16 protein-coding genes and 1 tRNA gene are annotated in these 17,703 nt (G+C 40.1%); 10 read left to right on the forward strand and 7 right to left on the reverse strand.

The genetic code is table 11. From position 1 onward, the window contains the following. Positions 1-81 precede the first annotated feature (81 nt). The 6 genes from folP to ACHUE3_RS08705 all read left to right on the forward strand — a co-directional run bounded on the left by folP (position 82) and on the right by ACHUE3_RS08705 (position 5,712). Positions 82-945 carry a dihydropteroate synthase gene (gene folP, locus ACHUE3_RS08680; RefSeq protein WP_394192094.1) on the forward strand — a complete coding sequence of 288 codons (864 nt, stop codon included), beginning with the start codon at positions 82-84 and terminating at the stop codon, positions 943-945. Then, positions 938-2,287 carry a phosphoglucosamine mutase gene (gene glmM, locus ACHUE3_RS08685; protein WP_394192095.1) on the forward strand — a complete coding sequence of 450 codons (1,350 nt, stop codon included), beginning with the start codon at positions 938-940 and terminating at the stop codon, positions 2,285-2,287. Before folP ends, glmM begins: the two co-directional genes overlap by 8 nt. Before the next feature lie 72 nt (positions 2,288-2,359). Continuing rightward, on the forward strand, positions 2,360-3,109 hold the full coding sequence (tpiA, locus tag ACHUE3_RS08690; RefSeq protein ID WP_394192096.1) for a triose-phosphate isomerase: 750 nt from the start codon (positions 2,360-2,362) through the stop codon (positions 3,107-3,109). Position 3,110: 1 nt separating this feature from the next. Continuing rightward, positions 3,111-3,461, forward strand: coding sequence for a preprotein translocase subunit SecG (gene secG, locus ACHUE3_RS08695; protein WP_394192097.1), 351 nt, complete (start codon positions 3,111-3,113; stop codon positions 3,459-3,461). Between the two features lie 81 nt (positions 3,462-3,542). Then, positions 3,543-3,627: transfer RNA gene (locus ACHUE3_RS08700), tRNA-Leu, on the forward strand. A 459-nt stretch (positions 3,628-4,086) separates the two neighbouring features. Next, a complete protein-coding gene (locus ACHUE3_RS08705) occupies positions 4,087-5,712 on the forward strand; it encodes a methyl-accepting chemotaxis protein (RefSeq protein WP_394192098.1) in 1,626 nt (541 codons plus the stop codon). A gap of 109 nt (positions 5,713-5,821) precedes the next feature. Here the strand turns inward: ACHUE3_RS08705 and ACHUE3_RS08710 are convergent, their stop codons facing one another. Both ACHUE3_RS08710 and ACHUE3_RS08715 read right to left on the reverse strand, forming a co-directional pair. Beyond that, positions 5,822-6,229: a phosphate ABC transporter substrate-binding protein gene (locus tag ACHUE3_RS08710; protein ID WP_394192099.1), complete on the reverse strand. Its 408-nt coding sequence runs from the start codon at positions 6,227-6,229 to the stop codon at positions 5,822-5,824. 12 nt (positions 6,230-6,241) lie between these two features. Then, positions 6,242-7,387, reverse strand: coding sequence for a porin (locus tag ACHUE3_RS08715; protein ID WP_394192100.1), 1,146 nt, complete (start codon positions 7,385-7,387; stop codon positions 6,242-6,244). Positions 7,388-7,687: 300 nt separating this feature from the next. On the opposite strand from ACHUE3_RS08715, the gene ACHUE3_RS08720 reads away from it, so the two are divergent. Continuing rightward, positions 7,688-9,910 (forward strand): TonB-dependent receptor, encoded by a 2,223-nt coding sequence (locus tag ACHUE3_RS08720; RefSeq protein WP_394192101.1) that lies wholly within the window; start codon positions 7,688-7,690, stop codon positions 9,908-9,910. A gap of 93 nt (positions 9,911-10,003) precedes the next feature. Here the strand turns inward: ACHUE3_RS08720 and ACHUE3_RS08725 are convergent, their stop codons facing one another. Further along, positions 10,004-10,372, reverse strand: a complete 369-nt coding sequence (locus ACHUE3_RS08725) for a hypothetical protein (protein ID WP_394192102.1) — start codon at positions 10,370-10,372, stop codon at positions 10,004-10,006. A gap of 109 nt (positions 10,373-10,481) precedes the next feature. Between ACHUE3_RS08725 and ACHUE3_RS08730 the strand changes: the two genes are divergently transcribed. Together ACHUE3_RS08730 and ggt are read left to right on the forward strand one after the other, a co-directional pair. Then, the gene (locus ACHUE3_RS08730; protein ID WP_394192103.1) at positions 10,482-11,018 is read left to right on the forward strand and encodes a GNAT family N-acetyltransferase; all 537 of its coding nucleotides are present in this window, start codon (positions 10,482-10,484) and stop codon (positions 11,016-11,018) included. An 80-nt stretch (positions 11,019-11,098) separates the two neighbouring features. Then, positions 11,099-12,766, forward strand: coding sequence for a gamma-glutamyltransferase (ggt, locus tag ACHUE3_RS08735; protein ID WP_394192104.1), 1,668 nt, complete (start codon positions 11,099-11,101; stop codon positions 12,764-12,766). A 271-nt stretch (positions 12,767-13,037) separates the two neighbouring features. Here the strand turns inward: ggt and ACHUE3_RS08740 are convergent, their stop codons facing one another. After that, positions 13,038-13,634, reverse strand: a complete 597-nt coding sequence (locus ACHUE3_RS08740) for a rhomboid family intramembrane serine protease (protein ID WP_394192105.1) — start codon at positions 13,632-13,634, stop codon at positions 13,038-13,040. 95 nt (positions 13,635-13,729) lie between these two features. Then, a complete protein-coding gene (locus tag ACHUE3_RS08745) occupies positions 13,730-14,413 on the reverse strand; it encodes a type 1 glutamine amidotransferase domain-containing protein (RefSeq protein ID WP_394192106.1) in 684 nt (227 codons plus the stop codon). A gap of 138 nt (positions 14,414-14,551) precedes the next feature. Here ACHUE3_RS08745 and ACHUE3_RS08750 point away from each other — a divergent pair, with 138 nt between their 5' ends. Then, positions 14,552-15,475, forward strand: a complete 924-nt coding sequence (locus ACHUE3_RS08750; RefSeq protein ID WP_394192107.1) for a LysR family transcriptional regulator — start codon at positions 14,552-14,554, stop codon at positions 15,473-15,475. 27 nt (positions 15,476-15,502) lie between these two features. Here the strand turns inward: ACHUE3_RS08750 and ACHUE3_RS08755 are convergent, their stop codons facing one another. Then, the gene (locus ACHUE3_RS08755; protein ID WP_394192108.1) at positions 15,503-16,237 is read right to left on the reverse strand and encodes a dienelactone hydrolase family protein; all 735 of its coding nucleotides are present in this window, start codon (positions 16,235-16,237) and stop codon (positions 15,503-15,505) included. A gap of 49 nt (positions 16,238-16,286) precedes the next feature. Further along, positions 16,287-17,675 (reverse strand): glycerophosphodiester phosphodiesterase family protein, encoded by a 1,389-nt coding sequence (locus tag ACHUE3_RS08760; RefSeq protein WP_394192109.1) that lies wholly within the window; start codon positions 17,673-17,675, stop codon positions 16,287-16,289. Between the last annotated feature and the right edge of the window lie 28 nt (positions 17,676-17,703).

A 17,703-nucleotide genomic window follows, 5' to 3' on the forward strand; every position in this document is an offset into this window, starting at 1 on the left:
CGTAGTTAAAAAACCCCGGGCCACCGGGGTTTTTTGTATCAAAAAGAATAATCAATGCAATGGATGTATTGAAGGTGAAAAATGACCACAGTTAATTTACCTCGGGGTCGTAAGTTGCACCTCGACACCCCAATAATTATGGGGGTTTTAAATGTTACACCTGACTCCTTTTCAGATGGTGGCTCATACTATCAAACAGACAGCGCTGTCATTCAAGCTCAAACACTCCTTAGCGATGGTGCTACCATAATAGATATTGGTGGTGAGTCGACCCGTCCGGGTGCTCCTGATGTCACGCTTGAAGAAGAGTTAAAACGTGTAATCCCCGCAATTAATGCAATAAGAGCCCACTCAGATTCAGCTGTTAGTGAATGTATTATTTCAATTGATACCAGTAAAAGCGAGGTTATGCGCCAAGCATTACTCGCTGGTGCTGATATTATAAATGATGTGCGGGCTCTACAAGAGCCTGATGCGCTTAGCGTAGCTTCCCAGTTTAAAGATGTGGCGATTTGCTTAATGCATATGCAAGGTCAGCCTCGCACCATGCAAAGTAATCCGCAGTACAATGATTTATTTGCAGATATCAATCATTTTTTTAAGCAACGCATTGAAGCATGCAAAACAGCGGGTATTAAGGCACAGCAACTTATCCTAGATCCAGGTTTTGGCTTTGGCAAAAGCCTGGCTCATAATTACGAACTATTAAAGCGATTTGATGAATTTAATCATTTTGGTTTACCTGTATTAGCTGGTCTATCTCGTAAATCAATGATTGGTAATTTGTTAAATAGAAATACTGATGAACGGCTAGCTGGAAGTTTGGCAGGCGCACTTATCGCTGCGCAAAATGGCGCAAAAATTATCCGTGTACATGATGTAAAAGAAACTGCAGATGTGCTTGCTGTATGGCAAGCTTGCGAACAAGGACAACCTAATGAGTAATAGAAAATATTTTGGTACTGACGGTGTAAGAGGAATGGTTGGAGAATACCCAATCACCCCTGAATTCGCACTAAAACTAGGCTGGGCTGCAGGACGTGTTCTGTCTGCAAAAGGCACAAAAAAAGTAATTATAGGTAAAGATACGCGTATATCTGGTTATATGTTAGAAACCTCATTAGAAGCAGGTTTAATCGCCGCGGGTATTGATGTTGTTTTATTAGGTCCAATGCCTACACCTGCTGTAGCTTACCTTGCACAAACATTTCGTGCCGAAGCGGGTATTGTGATTAGTGCTTCTCACAACCCGTACCACGATAATGGCATCAAGTTTTTCTGTGGTCGTGGCTTAAAGTTAGGCGACGATGTTGAACTTCAAATAGAAGCAATGCTTGATGAGCCTATGACATGTGTTGCATCAGACAAGTTAGGTAAAGCTAAGCGCTTAGAAAGTGCTGATGGACGTTACATTGAGTTTTGCAAAAGCCAGTTCCCACAAGGTTTATCACTAGAGGGCTTAAAAATTGTTCTAGATTGTGCCAATGGTGCAACTTATCACATTGCCCCTTCTGTTATGCGTGAGTTAGGCGCTGATATTATTTGCCATGCGTGTGAACCAAATGGTGTAAATATCAATTTAGAGTGTGGCGCGACACATGTTGATGCGCTAAAACGTAAAGTATTAGAGCATAATGCCGATGTGGGTATCGCCTACGATGGAGATGGTGACCGTGTAATGATGGTTGACCACAACGGACGTGTTTTTGATGGCGACGACATTGTGTATATTATTGCATGCCAAGCAGCGCAAGACGATATGCTAGGTGGCGGGGTTGTCGGCACTGTGATGTCAAATATGGGCCTTGAAAATGCATTGAAAGCCAAAGGTATTGATTTTGAAAGAAGTAAAGTAGGCGACCGCTATGTAATGGAATTACTACAGAAAAAAGGTTGGAAAATCGGTGGCGAAAGTTCTGGCCACGTACTCAATCTAGATTTAATTAGTACGGGCGATGGTATTATTTCAAGCCTGCAAGTACTTGCTGCTATGGTTGCGCAAAACCGTACGTTAAAAGATTTAGGTGCAGGTTTTACTAAATATCCTATGAAAATGATTAATGTACGCTACAAAGCAGGCACTGATCCAACGCAAGCACCTGAAGTAATTGCCGCAGTTACTGAGGTTGAGGCCAAATTAGCAGACAAAGGCCGTGTTTTACTACGTAAATCAGGTACTGAACCTGTGGTTCGCGTTATGGTTGAAGCTGAAGAAGAGAAAATGGTGCTTGATAGTGCTCGAAAAATAGCGGGTGTTGTCGAATCTATGAGCAAACAAACTGATTAAGAACAATAACCTCTTGTAACTTTGGGCGAGTCGAGTTACTATCTCGCCCGCTTTCTAATCTGGAGTGGAAAAATGGCATTACGCAAGCCGATGGTAGCTGGAAACTGGAAAATGAACGGTTCTTTAGAACTTGTTGAACAGTTATCTAATGCAATCAAAAACGTAGAATCTATCGATTTAGATGTTGTAATATTTCCACCTTATCCGTTAATCACATCGCTAGTCGCAAGTGGTATAGCAACGGGTTCGCAAACAGTTTCTGAAAATCAACCCGGCGCATTTACCGGTGAGGTTGACGCTCAGTTGGTTAAAGATTTAGGTGCTAGCCATACATTGGTGGGTCACTCAGAACGCCGTAGTATATTCGGTGAAAGCAATAGCACTGTTGCTAAAAAGTTTGCTCGTGCACAGCAAGTTGGCTTAACGCCTATTCTTTGTGTCGGTGAAAGTGAACAGCAGCGTGAGCAAGGACAAACTGAACAAGTAGTTGCTGCGCAAATTGATGCAGTAATTAATGAATTAGGCCTAGCAGCACTGAAAGATTCTGTGGTAGCATACGAGCCCGTTTGGGCCATTGGCACAGGTAAGACTGCATCGCCTGAACAAGCACAGCATTTGCATAAATTTATCCGTGATAAAATTGCTGATTTAGATAGCGATTTAGCACAAGGGCTGACCATTCTTTATGGTGGCAGCGTAAATGAAAAAAATAGCGAATTATTATTTGCACAACCAGATATAGACGGCGGCTTAATAGGCGGTGCTAGTCTAAAAGCAGATTCATTTACTGCGATATGTGAGAGTGCAAAAAGGACCGTATAAGATGTACGAAATTTTATTAGTAGTGTATTTAGTTATAGCAATAGCACTTGTTGGTATGGTTTTAATCCAACAGGGCAAAGGCGCAGATATGGGCTCGTCATTTGGTTCAGGCGCATCAGGAACTGTTTTTGGTTCTTCAGGTGCAGGTAACTTTATGACTAAAACAACCACGGCTTTGGCAACAGTGTTTTTTGTTCTAAGTATCGTGCTAGGCAACCTGACTGCGAATCAAATTAAGAAAAGTGATGAGTGGGAAAACCTAGAAGCAGCTCCAGCAGTTGAGACCGTTTCTCCTGCAGAAGATGACGTTCCAGTAACGTCTACTAATGAGAAGTCTGACGTACCTAACTAAATAATTTAATATAGTGTTAAACGATTTACAATCCTCAAGTAAATCATGAAGTTTAACAAATAAAGTGAAAACTTTAAAAATGCGGTTGTGGTGGAATTGGTAGACACGCTACCTTGAGGGGGTAGTGCTTTCGGGCGTGGGGGTTCAAGTCCCCCCAACCGCACCATATTATAAAACCAGTAGCAGTGATGTTACTGGTTTTTTTGATCTGCAGCTATTAATCATTTAAAAATATTCTATATGTCAGTACTCTAGCCAACATATATCCTTATATTCATCTAGTCTTTTCTTCTAAATCCATTAGTATTAAGACAAGTCTAATATGCTCTAAAATATTAATGCTATTAAATAGCGACAGCCCAGAATAAAATATTTTACAATAACTTAAAATATTGCTTTAGAATGGCCAACTTACAAGGCATTTTTTTGCTTAATGTTTAACTATAAGCTAATGTGTTTATTAATATTAAAAACTTTATTCAGACAGATTAAACCGACTTACTTCTTATTTTGTGGTTCGTTACTTATACCGAATTTAAAAATCTATATATATTAAAATTAAAGTTAATGAATTAGGCTTTAAAGTCGATATTACTTTCAGTTATAAATAATTAAGGTACTTCGAATGGCGTCAAGTATGTCTTTTCAAAATATCAGTATCACAAAAAAAATCCATGCTATCACCAGTATTGCGGTTATTGCATTTATTGTGATTGTATTGATTAATTACGTTGCGATGGATGACAATCGAGGGTCATTAGATGAGCTGGAAAAGACATCTTATCAAATCGTAAAATTAACCTCTTCAAATGTTGTACTACTAGAAAAGCTTGATGAATTGTACACACAAGCAGTGACGTTTGGTGAGCAAGAGTTGGTAGATAAAGCATCTGACACATTTGCTCAATTAACAGAAAATATTGATAGAATTACTGCACTTAGTAATAATTATATTAATAGCCAAGTTCGTGGCCAATTAGACAGCTATTCAAAAATTTCATCACAGATAGCCATAGGAATGATCGATGGGACTGCTGATTTTAGTAAAATACAGCAACAGGCCCAAACTAAAACCCAGATTTACACCTCAGTACTTAAGAGCTTTAAAGATGCCCAGCAGCGTGCAGATGACCGTTTTTTTGAATTAGTTAAAAATACCAAAGCGCGTTCTGATAAAGCGCTGACCTTAATGCTTGTAGTGTCGTTAGTATCTTTGTCACTCTTATTATTCATGGCTGTTTGGATTGCTCGAGGCATAGGTGCTGCTGCCAGTGACGCGGCAGATAACTTAAAGTTATTAGGTGAAGGCAAAGGCTCTTTAAGTACACAGTTAACTGTACGCTCAGAGGATGAGATAGGGCAAGTTGCAATCAATTTCAACACCTTTATAACCCTTTTAAGAGGCTCCGTGTTAGATGTAATGTCGGTGTGTGAACCTCTTATGGAAAATTCCACTCGTTTAGTGCAAGGCATGGAACAAGCTGAAAGAGCTACAAGTAAGCAGGCCTCTGATGCTGAAGTGGTTAAACAATCAATGGAAGAAATGAAACAAAGCGTGGGCGACATTTCTCAATCTGCGGCTAATGCATCTCGTGCTGCGCAAACAGCTGAGCAAGAAGTAGAGCAAAGTCGTAGCCAAATTAAAACTGCTGTTTCAGAGTCTCAAACATTAAGTAATGAAATAAACCATGCAGCTACTACCATCAATAAATTAGCTGATGATACTAAAAATGTGACTCAAATTTTAAATGTAATAACAGCCATTGCGGAGCAAACTAATTTGCTCGCACTTAATGCTGCCATTGAAGCCGCTCGTGCCGGTGAACAGGGTAGAGGTTTCGCAGTTGTTGCAGATGAAGTACGAGAGCTTGCATCACGAACTGCTAAATCAACCAACGAAATACGTGAGCTACTAAATACCTTAACTAGCGCTGCAAACGAGTCGGTCAATGCGATGACCTCAGCTAGAGACATGGCAACAAATAATGCTACAGCGGCAGAAAATACAGGTATATCTATTGAAAAAATTGCTGAACAAATGCTGGAAATTAATGGTATGAACTCGCAAATTGCAGCTGCAACAGAGGAGCAAACTTCAGTAGCGGCAATGGTAGTTGATAATGTGTCGAATATGCATATGTCATTTGAGGACACTATGCAGTCACTAGCAGCTGTAAGAGATGTTGCTAAGAACCTTCATTATCTGTCTGATAATTTACTCGATGCTACAGCGAAGTTTAAAGTAGAATAAATTTAGAGCTTGTTTAAAGATTTATTACTTTTGCTGTAAACAAATTTAATAGAGTAAAAATAAAAAACCACCTAAGCGCTAGGTGGTTTTTTTGATCGAGCAATGTAATTTAAAATTTACCCACAACTTTCACGCTATCAGTGATTTTTGCGCTATCAATATAGCCAATGCCATCGGTGTTGCTACTAACAAAATCAATAACAGCTTGGTCATTACTTAGCTTTTCTGGTGGTGTGCCTTTACCTGTAAATACCAGCTTTGACCAATACGCATTTAATTGGCTTCCGGACTTACCGACCACTTTATCGTTAAACTCGTCTGCAACGTTATTACCATCTTGATTCACGGGGTTTACTTTTACCCCGTCATCGAAAGATTTACTTTTACCTAAGTAAATCTTTTTAATGGCATTTGCATCAAGTTGATTCGTATTTGCAGGGTTTACGATCACTGCAACTTCAGCAAACGTGTTTAATGAGCAAACAGTTAATGCAGTGGCTAAAAATAATTTTCTCATCATAAACTCCAATTAAAATATCAAGTCGACAGCAACGGCAACAACATCAGTTTCTGTATCAGTGATATCGTCTTTAAAGCGGCTAAAATCTACTTTTAGCGTAGCTGAAGGATGGAAGTCATAACGTGTACCAATGGTATAAACATTACTTTTTGCTTTTGAACCCTCTAGCACTTGATTGATACCAGCATTAAGTGGCGGTACTTCAGGTAATGGATCATAGCGGCTGCTATCATGTTCATCATCGTTATTTTCGTAGGTTAAGTGAACAGTCCACTCATCCATACGGTAACCTACAGAGGTGTAGTACTGAGTTTGTTTTGCTAAGGCGCTATTGTCTACCTCAAATTCAGTGTATTCAGCATCAAATAAAATATCGTTATAATCAACAGAGAAACCAATTGCGAAGAATGATCCATCATCTTCATCAATGGCAATATCGTTTGCTTGGTCAACGAAACCTGCACCACGTAAGGTTTGCTCTAAATTATTAAGGGCAATGCCAGTATCAGTATCGTTTTCAATAGCAATAGATGTATCTGCAACAAAGTAAGCCGCTCGAGCACTGAACCAGTCATAGCTTAGGGTCCAGTTGATACCTGCAATGTCGTTAAGTTCAGTATCACCATTAACAGATACAACGGCAATGGTGCCATCGTAGCCACCATAAATAGCTTGTACGGTTGAATCCCAATCACCCAAAGTTGAGGTATGTAACAGGCTTAAGCCTTCGTATGTTGAAAAAGGGATATTATAAACAGACTGCGGAGGTCTTACCCAACGATAGGCATAACCTACATCTAAAAAATCTGAATAACGGTAAAAGGGCACACGCATCTTACCGGCACTGAGTTGTAGCTCATCGGTAAATTCGTATGTAAAATAAGCCCATTCGAACTCAGCGTCAAAGTCATTTTCACCACGGGCGACGATTTGGGCCGTTGCACTTAGCTTATCTTGGAGGTCAGCAGATAGCTGAAGTGCAAATACGCTCTCATTTTTAAAAGAGATGTCATTATCATACCCATATAGGGTCGCATCATCATCCATTGTTTTACCACCAACAATTGAGGCAAAACCATTGATGCGAACTTCCGCAAAAGAAGTTGCTGATGTAAGAGCACCACATAGTGCAATAGCAATAGGAAGTTTTTTCATTGTGTATCCTAAGTATTTATAGATTAGGTTGATTTCAAAGATATTTTAGTAGTAAAAGGGCAAGTTAGCGATGAAATACCAAAAAGAAAGTTAAATGCTTTTTATTGGTGAGTTATTTTACTTATTAAAGTATCTTGAAATTGGTTTTCTATTTAATTTAACTTAGCTGCGTTAATTATACCTTTTTTCACAAAAATGAAATATAATATCCCTCCAGAGGTAAGATGCTTAATTAAGCGTCTTTTTTTATGCCTGAAATTTACTAGGCATTTCCACACACGGTACCCTTTGGAGAATACATTGAAAATACGCCACCTATCTCAGTTAAGCATTGCTATGCTTACCGCTTTCGCTGCATCAAGTCATGCTCAAGATGAAAAAACCACTGCAAAGCAAGATGCTTTCGAAAAAATAGAAGTCACAGCTCGTAAGCGCACAGAAAGCATTTTTGAGTCTCCAACAGCCGTAACATCAATCGGTGAAAATTTGATTGATAAAGCTAATATGAGCAACTTAGAAGATATTGGTAAATATGTACCTAACTTAAATATTACGCGTTATGGGGTAGGTAATGCTGCTCATGCATCTGTATTTATTCGTGGTATTGGTTTACAAGATCACATCATTACTACTGATCCAGGTGTAGGTGTATACCTTGATGGTGTCTACTTAGGCCGTCAAATGGGCTCTAACTTGTCATTGCCAAATATTGAACGTGTGGAAGTGTTACGTGGACCACAGGGGACATTATATGGCCGTAATACACTTGGTGGTGCAGTTAACATTATAACTAAACAACCAGGTGATGAAGGCATTGTAACGACGACTGCTAAAGTCGGTTCTCGTGGGCGTATAGCAGGCGATGTATACTTTAATAACTCGCTGACTGATGAGCTTAGTATGTCAGCTAGCGCATCTTACAAACAACGTGATGGTGTAGGTAAGGCGATTAATTTAGCCAATCCAGAAAAAGAAATTGGTGAAGAGCAAGAAACCAGTGGTCGTGTTGCGATTAAATGGCAACCAAGTACAGACTTTTCAATGGTAGTATCATTAGATGCTGTTGATAATGAATCAGGACAATCTCCTTATACAATTGAACTTACGACGCCGTTAGACGGCTCAAACCCTGCTAACGGTGATTTCCCACTTCTTACAGCCGATATGTTGCCAAAAGACCCTGATGACTTAGCCACGACTGTAGCAGGTATTGAATCAACGTCTTATTCTGGTTGGGGATCATCTGTCTCTGCGCAATGGGATATTAATAACGAGTACACAGCTAAATTTATTTCAAGCTACCGCACGTCAGAATACGAAGGTGGTTTAGATGATGATGCTGTTGCACTTAATTTATCTGAATTCCCAGAAGAAGGTGGTGCAGACCAATATTCATTTGAAATCCAATTAAATGGCACATTTGCGGATATGGACTTTGTATCGGGTCTTTATTACTTTAATGAAGACGGTTTCACAAGCTCAGGCCCATTTGTATTTAGTCCATGGAATACACCAAATGGCTTATTAAACGATGGTGTAACCCCTTCATTTGGTGACTATGGATATTTTGATATAAACCAAGAAACCAATTCATACGCAGCGTATATTAATGCCAGCTATGATCTTTCTGACGCTTTGAGCATTGGTGGTGGTTTACGCTACTCAAAAGATGAAAAAGAAGCCAATGCATTGTTCCCAAGTTTCTCTGAGCGTAAATTTGTCTCAGCTGATTTTGACGCGGTAACATGGGATGTAAACGCATCTTACCGTTTAGATAATGGTTTGAATGTGTATGGTCAAGTTCAAAAAGGTTATCAAACAGGTGGTTTCCCACCGCGCCCATTTGGTGGTCCTGATCAATTTGTGTCGTTTGATGAAACAAAAGCTATTAACTATGAATTAGGCTTAAAAGGTCAAGTTCATGAAGATGTATCTATGATGCTTGCAGTATTTGTTACTGACTACACTGATTTGGCATTACCATTTTCCGACCCTACTGCCGGCGGTGGTTTTGTAACAATTGTTGAGAATGCAGGTCAATCTAAAGCACAAGGTATAGAGTTAGAGACTACCGTTGCAGTAACGGATGACTTTACAATTCGCAGTGCTGTAGGTTATTTAGACTCTGAAATCACAAAAGTAGATGAAGGTGTACAAGGTATTGGCAAAGGTGATTCGCCAGCACTTACGCCGCGTTGGACTGTGATGGTTGCACCTTCTTACTTTATTGACTTAGATAATGGTGCCACGGTTGCGTTAAACGCTAACTACTCTTATCGCAGTGATATGCAAGGTCAGTCTGTTTATAACCAAAGCGAGCAAATTGACTCACGTGAACTGGTTGGGTTTAATATTTCATATTTGAATGCCTATGGCGATATGGAAGTAACCCTATACGGTGAAAACGTATTGAATGAAGTTTACGATGTAGGTCGTTTACAGCAATCAGGCTTTGTTGGTGTAATGCGTAGTAACGACCGTAGTGAGTTTGGTATTAAGTTTAAAAAAGATTTTGAGCTTTAAATAAATCATACTTATAAATAAAAAAGGGTAAGGTCTGTGACCTTACCCTTTTTTATTATCAAGCAGTGCTCACAAAAAGTTGCTAGCTGGCAGCTAGTTGTTTTTTTCTTGCTCGCGTTTTTCACGCGCTTCTTTTAGTTCATCGGCAAGTTCTTGTGCCTTTTGTTTGGTTTTTTCAGTTAATTCACCTGCAGCTTCTTTACTTTCGAGCCATGCGTCGAGGGCAATTTCTTTACCGTCATCAAACATATCTAAGCCAAGCTTTTTGCTTTCGTCGAGTAACTCATTCAAGGAATCCCCTTTAAACTCATTGGTCGACTCTTTTACTTCGTTCCAGGCATCATCAAGTGCTTTTTTCATTTCAGCTTTCGCTTCTGCTGCATCCTCTTTTACTTCCTTTGCATCTTCACAACCAAACAGTAAAACTGAACTTACTAAAACTAAACTGGCTAATTTTTTCATATTTGTTCTCTATTAATTTATTTTGTTTCTATTAACTACGTTGTTGAGTAAAGTCATTATAGTCAAAATAGTTAGTGTTAATGTAAACAAGTAATATACAGGGAGCAATATGAATGTACCTAGAACAGCACGGTTAAATTTTAAATTAATGGATGAGCATGACGCACCGCTCTTATTTGAATTAGACAGTGACCCTCATGTGATGAAGTATTTATCGCGCGGTAAAGTTACCTCCATGCAAACGATAAAGGACGTATTTATTCCGCGTATGCAAGCGTATCGTAATATTGAGAAGGGGTGGGGGTTATGGCAGGTCAATATTACGCAAACAGGTGAATTCATAGGCTGGGTGCTTATCAGGCCGATGGACTTTTTTACTGAATCGCCTAATTATCATGATATTGAAATAGGGTGGCGCTTTAAACGCTCAAGTTGGGGCCAAGGGTTTGCTAGTGAAGCGGCTATTGCAATTGCTGGCGTTATTGCCCTGCAGCCGGATGTACATTTTATCAGTGCTACGGCGTTAAAAGACAATATGGCTTCAATTAAAGTCATGGAAAAACTAGCAATGACATTTATCAAAGATTACACCCATGTTGATGAGCAAGGCGAGTTAGCGGCTGTGCTATACCAAAAAAGGGTTTAATTGTAGTTTGTCTAAAGTTAGTGCAGCATGGGTAAATGATAAAAATTGTAGTTTTAAAATAGAATAAAAAGGAGTGAACTATGTTTTTCAGTGCCAAGTATTTAGTGCTTTTGAGCTTCATTGTAATTCAGCTAAATTTAACACTTTTCGCAGTAGAAAAAACGAGTCAAGCTGCAGTCGCTATGCCAGATAGTTATAGTAGTGATGCTGCTAGAGCAATACTAGAGCAAGGTGGCAATGCCGTTGATGCTGCAATCGCCGCACAATTTGTGCTTGCAGTAACTTTACCCGAAGCCGGAAACATAGGTGGCGGTGGTTTTATGCTAATACATAAAGAGGGTAAAAGTGACTTTATAGATTATCGCGAAACAGCCCCAAGCGCCGCACATCGCGATATGTATTTAGATGAGCAAGGTAATGTTATTAAAAACCGTTCAGTATATGGGATTCATGCCAGTGGTGTGCCGGGAAGTGTTGCAGGTATGTGGCTTGCTCATAAAAAGCACGGCACCCTTGATTGGAAAACCTTAGTTGAACCTGCTGTAAAACTAGCTGAGCATGGCTTTATTGTACATCCAAAGCTTGCCAGCAGCATTGAGCGTTACATTGCTCGTATTGCTAAAAAAAATGTCTCTATTAATTTTTCTGATTACTTTGCCAGCGCTACAGCAAAGCAAAACTTTAAGCAACCAGAGCTTGCTGCTACCCTAAAGCGCATTCGCGATAATGGTAAAGCCGGGTTTTATGAAGGTGAAACAGCTAAAATTATTGCAGATTTTATGGCACTACATGGCGGTATAATCACTCAAGCCGATTTAAAAGGCTATCAAGCAAAATCACGTACTCCTATTAAAGCCAACTGGAATGGCTATGAAGTATTAACTTCTCCACCACCAAGCTCAGGCGGCATCGCTATTTTACAATGGCTGAGAATGTATGAGTTAACTAAGCCCGACGCCGGTTTTGAGCATAATTCAACTGCCTATATTCATTTACTAGCTGAAATAGGTAAACGCGTTTTTGCCGATAGAGCAGAGTACTTAGGTGACCCAGACTTTTTTGACGTGCCAAAAAACGAGCTGATTGCCAGTGATTACCTTAAAAAGCGCAGTAGCACGATTACCCTCGATAAAATATCAACCACAGAAAACATTAAACCAGGCTTATATGAAAGCGAACAAACAACTCATTTTTCAATTGTAGATAAGTGGGGGAACGCAGTCTCGAACACCACAACGATTAACTTAGGTTTCGGTAGTGGAGTGGTGGTTGCTGGTGCTGGCTTTTTACTAAACGATGAAATGGATGACTTTAGTGCAAAACCTGGGGTAATGAATGTATTTGGCGCGCTTGGTGGCAAGGCCAACGAAATACAGCCTCATAAACGTATGCTTAGCTCGATGACACCAACTATCTTACTCAAAAATAATAAAGTAAAAATGGTTACAGGCTCACCAGGCGGCACGACGATTATTAGCTCCGTGTATGAATCGATTTTAAACGCGGTTGAATTTAATATGGGTGCAGATGATGTTGTAAACAGCCCACGTTTTCATCACCAGCTATGGCCTAAAAACGTGATTCGCCACCACAAAGGTTTAGCTACTGATGTTATCAGCGCACTTGAAAAAATGGGTTACACATTAAATGAGCGCCGCTTTGGTGATATGCATGTGATCATTGAGCGTGATGGCAAACTCGATGCAGGCTCAGAAGCTTCAGGCCGCGGCAAAGCCATGGTATTTTAAATCAGTAGAGCGTATTTAATAGTCATTTTTGGTAGCAGTATTAGCTGCTACCATTTTAGTTACTTAACCTGAACTCTGGTTAAGAGATGTACTAATGTATTGATATCAAACCACAAATATATTTATTAGTCTCCAGCCGGAGACTTTTAGCGTTAACAAGGCGAATTTACGCGTCAATAGCTGGCCTATTGCAAGTAAATTCAACGCAGTTAGCGTTGAAAGTAGCCGCTGGAGATAGATTTATTATCCAGAGTTCAGGTTACTTAGAGCGTTAGCGTTTAAAGGTTGAAGGCGCTTTATCTTTTTTCGCTAAGTAAAAGCCGATTAACACACCTGCTATGGCACCAAAGAGGTGGCTTTCGAACGAAACATGAGGACGTTGAGGTAAGACGCCCCAAATAAAACCACTATACAAAAATACCACAACAACGCTAATCGCAATTGCTTTGAAAGAGCGATGTATAAAGCCGTAGCAAATTAAAAAGCCCCACAAGCCATACAATACGCCACTTAGCCCGACATGAGTATTACCACGGCCGAATAACCAAACCAGCAAACCACCGCCTAGGGCTGTGAAAATAAACACCAACCAAAAGCGTTTAATACTGTATTGGCAAACTAACCAGCCAAGTACTGCAAAGGGAATTAAGTTACTTATTAAGTGTGTCCAACCGCCATGTAAAAACGGTGCGAAAAAAATTCCAGTTAAACCGCTGAGGCTACGCGGATAAATACCTAAGCTATTTAGGTGTATGCCCGGCAAGCTATTAATAACTTGAAGTACAGTGCACAGCAAAATAATGCCAAAAAGGGTAAAACGCTTACTGTTCAGGGGGGGAATGCGAGATGAGTTGTTATTGCTTGGCATAGATAAACTTAATTAAAATAACATTTACCTGAGTATACCTAGCTTAAGGTTGTATTGAAAAGCCTTGCATTAGGGCAAGGCTTTAAAATGGATAGTTAACCTAATTTGGTTAATAGCTTTTGAGCGGTCAGCTCAGAGCTTGCTGGGTTTTGACCGGTGATCACAAGGCCGTCTTCTAGTGCAAGCACGCCCCAATCATCGGTTTTTTGGTAATCACCACCTTTTTTAATTAGCTCGTCTTCGACTAAAAACGGCACAATGTCAGTTAGTTGTACTGCGGCTTCTTCTGTATTACTAAAGCCAGTTACTTTTTTACCTGCAACTAATGCATTTCCGTCTGTATCTTTAATATTTAAAAACGCAGCGCTTGCGTGGCAAACCGCGGCAACGGGTTTTTGCTGCTGAATAAAGTTTTCAATTAAGTTAATTGAGTCAGCGTTATCAACCAAATCCCATAGTGGGCCATGGCCGCCTGGGTAAAATACTGCATCAAAATCGCTGGCGTTTACTTCGCTTAAAATTTGGGTATTAGCCATTAATGTTTTTGCTGCACTGTCGTTGTCATAACGTTTAGTGGCATCCGTTTCAAAGTCGGCTAGTGTACTTGTCGGATCAATCGGCGGCTGGCCACCTTCAGGTGATGCCAAGGTTACTTCCGCACCCGCATCGATGAAAGCATAATAAGGGGCAGCGAATTCTTCTACCCAAAAACCTGTTTTTTCACCTGTGTTGCCTAAATCAGCATGTGAAGTAAGAACCATAAGTATTTTTTTAGCCATGACGATATTCCTTCTGATGAAATGAATTTTAATCTGTTAATTACTATATGCGCCAAGCTACATTTAAACAACGATGATAAATTTAACTTTATTGATTTAAAAATTGATACAATAATTGTGTTTGGAGTTGGAGTGACTATGAAAGTTTCGTTTGAGCAGTTAAAAAGTATGGTGGTGTTTGCACAAATCGTTGAGCAAGGCAGTTTAACGGCTGCGGCAAAACAGTTGGGTTTAACTCGTGCTGTGGCCAGTTATCACTTAAAAAAACTAGAAACTCAGCTCGAGGTGAGTTTGCTGAATCGCTCTACACGCACCATGGCATTAACTGAGGCTGGAATTGCTTACTATGAGCGTTGCAGGGTTATTACTGAGCAAGCGAATGCCGCAAACTTACAAATAGAAAACATAAAAAATGAGCCTCAAGGGTTATTAAAAATAAGCTGCCCCGTGAATGTCGGTATGCAGTTAATTGTACCGGCTATTAATGACTTTAAACGTCAGTATCCAAAAATCGATATCGACTTACAGTTAAGCGATGAAGTGATTGATATCATAAAAGGTGGGTTTGATTTTGCTATACGTGGTGTGGCTCTTGATGATTCAAACTTACAGGCGACTAAGCTGACAGTGATGAGTACCTGTATTTGTGGTTCGCCAGATTACTTTGCTCACTTTGGTAAGCCTAAAACGCCCGAGCAACTCAAAGCGCATAAGTGGGTGGTGTATCAGTTGGGGAGTAAAACACTAACATTACAAAAAGAGGGTAAAAAGCACAGTATAATAATGCAAGGAGGGTTAAGCACCAATAACGCCGCAGCACGTACCGCGTTTGTTGAAGCTGGGCACGGTATTGGGCGTATTCCCCTTTATGATGCTTGGCCTAAAGTGCAGGCTGGTTTGCTTGAAATTGTATTAGATGATTACAAAAGTAAAGATATAGAGCTCTATGGCGTATTTCCACCCGGCGGTGCAGGGTCTAAGAAGTTACGCCTCTTTATTGATTACCTTAAAAGTTACTTTGTAAAAAAGCATACCGCTTTGGGTATGCTTAAAAGTAACTAACGCAGCAGTCGCTAGCTTAAAATAAACTTATAAAGTACGGCTAAATAACGCTGTCGCTTGCTGGTACATCGTAATTGCAAGAGCAGGGTCGTAGCGTTCGCCTTCGTCACGCATAAATGCATGCTGTGCATTTACTTCTTGCCATTGGTAGTTAATGCCTGTGGCAACAACTTGTTGATAAATTTTAGCGCGGCCTTCTTGTGGTACGTGAGGGTCTTGTTTACCCCAAATAAAGTGAATTTCACCTTGGATATCGGCCATGCGTTCTAACGAATTATTACCGGCTTGTGCTGGTAAAGTATCACTATGAATATCAGTGGCGTAGAGGCAAAATGCAGCTTTAATTGCAGGGTTTAATGCAGCTCTATACGCTAAATGTCCACCAATGCATACGCCCATAGCGCCTACTGAGCCAGTACAATAGTGTTGTGTTTGTGCAAAATCGATTAACGCTTGGGTGTCACTGTCATGGGATTCAAGTGGCTTTGCCCATTTATCAGCGTTGCCTTTGTCTTTACCTTCATCGTCGTAAGCAAGTACAGTACCTAAAGGGTTTAACTCATGAAACACTTCTGGTACTAATACCACAAAACCGTGACCGGCTAGAATAGCTGCACTACGCGCAATTGGGGCGGTTTGCTGGAAAATCTCAGAGTAAAAAATTATCGCTGGGAATTGCCCATCGGCTTGAGGGCGATAAACGCTGGTACGCATAGTACCCGTTGCTGTTTCGATATCATGGCTTTGGTGCTGAATAATCATAATGCGCCTTTAGAGAAAAAATTAGCTTATCATAGCAAAGCATCGCGCATTACTCACTTTTTGCCATATTCATACAACTGGCATAATAACTCACGGTTGCAGGCCAGTCTGAGAATACCCCCATGACACCCACATCTTTGGCGAGTACATCAATAACTGTATACATATCACTATCATCAGAAATAGCATCAGTAATCGACTGATAATAATAACCCCCTCCATTTTCAAGGGTACCGGAACGCTCAAAGCTCCATGCAATAATTTCTAATCCAGCAGCTTTTGCTTGAATTGCATATTCAGAAGGCACTATTTTTGAGTCTTTATCCAAAGTGAGTGCTACCCAAATTGGAGGAGCAATAATTCTTAAACCCATCTCATGCAATTTAGTCATGCTTGGTATCCATGTTTCTGAGTCCATAGCATCAAATTCAGCACCGTTTACTCTTCCGTCAAGGTAGACAATACGCCCTGCTAAGTCTGGGCTGCTGCTTATCCAACTCCGTATATCTGTTAAGCTAAAAGATTGAAGGTATATATGGTCTTGAGGTACATTCGCATTTTCGTATTCCTCAATAATCTTGTGTACGTATTGCTGTTGGGTAAAACCATCAAATGGCATTTTAACCATTGGGGCTTTAAGTTCTGGAATCATTTTTACATCTAAACTTTTAAATAACTCGATACTTTGCTTATGGGTCATTAAAGTCCCAAATTGAATGTTAGATTCTGAGTTAGATGGCAGTGCAGTTTCTAGATATTCTTCAGGCGAAAGTGCGTGAGTATTTGCTGTGTCCATTTTCCCTTTTAACGTTAGAAACTCAGCGACGGAAATATCACTTGTACAACACTTTGCAGAGGCTGATGTACCTTCACTAGCATTGGCTGGTGTAAATGGGGTAGTGCATTTATTTGCCAGCTCAGGAATAGTTAAAATGTTGGTGGTAGTATGCAAATCACACTGAGAGTGACGGCAAACGAGCTCTTTGTCTTTTGTGAAGGTTACATCGCATTCTACGATACCTGCTCCCATATTGGCTGCAGCCATATAGGATTCTCGCGTATGCTCGGGGAATTGTAAAGGGGCCCCCCTGTGCGAAATAGAAAAATCTGTACGGTAAAACTCTTTTTCACTACAACTTTCTAATAACTTTTTTAATGGGCTGACTTTCATGTCAGCAACTAAAGAATGTGGGCGTTGCCCTAATGAAATACCATCACTTCCCTCCACCGAGTCTGGCATAGCCAACGAGGGCTCTTTGATGTTAGGAGAAATACTTTCGACACCTGGAGCTAAGGTTTCATTAACAGTTTTGATCTCATCATCCTCAGCTTCAACAGTTATCGCTTTTTTTTCTTCGACAGTTTTTTCATCATCACATGCTGTTAAAGTTAACAGCACCAAAGCTATAGCAAATTTAGAAATGATTTGTTGAAGCATTTAGTAATTCCCTTTTATTTTATCTTCT

Origin of the sequence: Pseudoalteromonas atlantica (assembly GCF_043641955.1) — a bacterium.
Taxonomy (GTDB): Bacteria; Pseudomonadota; Gammaproteobacteria; order Enterobacterales; family Alteromonadaceae; genus Pseudoalteromonas; species Pseudoalteromonas atlantica_A.

Excerpts from the sequence above, each read along its gene's own strand:
- ACHUE3_RS08710 (WP_394192099.1), bottom strand. The coding sequence starts at position 6,229 with ATGAGAAAATTATTTTTAGCCACTGCATTAACTGTTTGCTCATTAAAC.
- folP (WP_394192094.1), top strand. The coding sequence starts at position 82 with ATGACCACAGTTAATTTACCTCGGGGTCGTAAGTTGCACCTCGACACC.
- ACHUE3_RS08705 (WP_394192098.1), top strand. The coding sequence starts at position 4,087 with ATGGCGTCAAGTATGTCTTTTCAAAATATCAGTATCACAAAAAAAATC.
- ACHUE3_RS08730 (WP_394192103.1), top strand. The coding sequence starts at position 10,482 with ATGAATGTACCTAGAACAGCACGGTTAAATTTTAAATTAATGGATGAG.
- ggt (WP_394192104.1), top strand. The coding sequence starts at position 11,099 with ATGTTTTTCAGTGCCAAGTATTTAGTGCTTTTGAGCTTCATTGTAATT.
- ACHUE3_RS08755 (WP_394192108.1), bottom strand. The coding sequence starts at position 16,237 with ATGATTATTCAGCACCAAAGCCATGATATCGAAACAGCAACGGGTACT.
- ACHUE3_RS08715 (WP_394192100.1), bottom strand. The coding sequence starts at position 7,387 with ATGAAAAAACTTCCTATTGCTATTGCACTATGTGGTGCTCTTACATCA.
- ACHUE3_RS08750 (WP_394192107.1), top strand. The coding sequence starts at position 14,552 with ATGAAAGTTTCGTTTGAGCAGTTAAAAAGTATGGTGGTGTTTGCACAA.
- ACHUE3_RS08745 (WP_394192106.1), bottom strand. The coding sequence starts at position 14,413 with ATGGCTAAAAAAATACTTATGGTTCTTACTTCACATGCTGATTTAGGC.
- ACHUE3_RS08725 (WP_394192102.1), bottom strand. The coding sequence starts at position 10,372 with ATGAAAAAATTAGCCAGTTTAGTTTTAGTAAGTTCAGTTTTACTGTTT.
- tpiA (WP_394192096.1), top strand. The coding sequence starts at position 2,360 with ATGGCATTACGCAAGCCGATGGTAGCTGGAAACTGGAAAATGAACGGT.
- ACHUE3_RS08760 (WP_394192109.1), bottom strand. The coding sequence starts at position 17,675 with ATGCTTCAACAAATCATTTCTAAATTTGCTATAGCTTTGGTGCTGTTA.
- ACHUE3_RS08740 (WP_394192105.1), bottom strand. The coding sequence starts at position 13,634 with ATGCCAAGCAATAACAACTCATCTCGCATTCCCCCCCTGAACAGTAAG.
- glmM (WP_394192095.1), top strand. The coding sequence starts at position 938 with ATGAGTAATAGAAAATATTTTGGTACTGACGGTGTAAGAGGAATGGTT.
- secG (WP_394192097.1), top strand. The coding sequence starts at position 3,111 with ATGTACGAAATTTTATTAGTAGTGTATTTAGTTATAGCAATAGCACTT.